2 protein-coding genes are annotated in these 1,777 nt (G+C 72.2%); both read left to right on the forward strand.

What is annotated here, in order from left to right; genetic code table 11:
* The first annotated feature begins 313 nt into the window (after window positions 1-313).
* Window positions 314-556: a chaplin gene (locus tag ACFRMQ_RS37120; protein ID WP_380735264.1), complete on the forward strand. Its 243-nt coding sequence runs from the start codon at window positions 314-316 to the stop codon at window positions 554-556.
* Window positions 557-902: 346 nt separating this feature from the next.
* On the forward strand, window positions 903-1,748 hold the full coding sequence (locus ACFRMQ_RS37125; protein ID WP_380735263.1) for a chaplin: 846 nt from the start codon (window positions 903-905) through the stop codon (window positions 1,746-1,748).
* Window positions 1,749-1,777: the final 29 nt, after the last annotated feature.

Genomic DNA, 1,777 nt, shown 5'->3' on the forward strand with positions numbered 1-1,777 from the left:
GGGCGCGTTGGCGGGGGCGGGGGCGCTCCCCCCATCCAGCCCCCCGCGCACACCCCCCTCGCCCCCGCGGCTTGGGCCGCCGGCTGCCGGCGGGCCGGGGGGGGCCCCGACCGCATTGTCGGAGCGGATGATTGTGGGATGGGCTGGGGGAGATCAACAGAAGCGATTCTGCTGGAAATCCAAGGCCGGTCATGCGTGCGATCCATCACCGTTGCGGGTGAATGGGAGATCCACTCCGTACCCCGTTTGCCGCAACGTCGTTCATCCCTGTGCAGCCCGCCGAACGGGTTGCGTTGTCCATACAGGAGGAATGATGAAGGTCAAGAAGATCACCGCTGTCGCCGCCGCCACAGGTGGCCTGGTGTTCGCCGCCGCCGGTGTCGCGTCCGCTCACGGCGGTGCCGTCGCCGAGGGTGTGGCCGCCGGCTCCCCGGGCGTCGTCTCGGGGAACACGATCCAGGTTCCGGTGCACGTCCCGGTGAACTTCTGCGGCAACACCGTGAGCATCGTCGGCCTGCTGAACCCGACGTTCGGCAACACCTGCGGCAACGCCTGAGTCGACCTCCGGGCCGTCGCGGCCTGTTGAGCCGACCCACCCCGGCCCCCGGGCGGCGGACGCGCCGCACCGGGGGCGTTCGGTCTCCGGTGGCTCCCGGGTGCACGGGCTCCGGCTTCCGGATACACGGGCTTCGGCGCAATCGCTCGATCGGGTGAAGCCGATGCGTTCGGCTCAACCTCCCCGTCGGCCCCTCGTTAACTCGTGTGCAGCCGCAGCCCTTGCGTGATTTACGGATATACGGAAATTCCGACTTTTTTACAGGTTCATGTCAAGGTCGACACGTCGTCTCGAAATGTCAGGGGAAAACATGAGGAATGTAGCCAAGAAGGGGATCCTCACGGCCGTGGCCACCGGCAGTGTGCTGGCCTCGACCGCCGGCTACGCCTACGCGGGCGGCGCCGAGGCGCAGGGGGGTGCCGTGGGTTCACCGGGCGTCGCCTCGGGCAACTCGGTGCAGGTGCCGGTCGATGTGCCGGTCAATCTCTGCGGCAACACGATCGACCTGATCGGCTTGCTGAACCCGTCCTTCGGCAACAAGTGCGCCAACGTCAGCGGCGGAGCGCATCACGCTGCCAAGCCCGCCCAGGCCGGTCAGCCCGGTGGCGGCGGCAGTGGCGTGGGTGGCGCCGGCACCGGCACCGGCAGCCACGGTGGTGGCAGTGGCAGTGGCAGTGGCAGTGGCAGTGGCACCGGCGGTCTCGGTGGCGGCGGACTCGGCAGCTCCGAGGCCGGCGGCCACCAGGGCGCCGGCGTCACCGTCCCGGGGGCCGGCGCGTCCGGCGTCGCCACCAACTCGCCGGGCGTGCTCTCGGGCAACAGCGTCCAGGCGCCGGTCGACGTTCCCGTCAACGCCTGCGGCAACTCGGTGAACGTGGCCGGCGTCGGCAACCCGGCCTTCGGCAACGACTGCGCGAACGTGGAGAAGCCCGCCCCGAAGCCCGTCGCCCCGCCGGCCGAGGGCTGCGCCGAGGAGTGCCCGACCCCGCCGCAGGTCTCTGCGGAGGAGGCCCCGCCCGTCCCGCGCGGCGTCGCTCCGGCGGTGGCGGCCGAGGCGGCCGTCGCGCCCGCCCCGGCGGCCCAGCTGGCCCACACCGGCGCCGGTGGCGTCGAACTGCTCGGCGCCGCCGGTCTGGCCCTGATGCTCGGCGGCGGCGTGCTCTACCGTCGCGCGAGGGCCGGCGCCCGCTGACGCGGCGCCCCGGGGGTCGGTGCGTGCCC

The organism is Kitasatospora sp. NPDC056783, from assembly GCF_042789895.1.
Lineage (GTDB): Bacteria > Actinomycetota > Actinomycetes > Streptomycetales > Streptomycetaceae > Kitasatospora.

Bases quoted from the DNA above. Each gene is read 5' to 3' on its own strand.
- ACFRMQ_RS37120 (WP_380735264.1), top strand. From the start codon at position 314: ATGAAGGTCAAGAAGATCACCGCTGTCGCCGCCGCCACAGGTGGCCTG.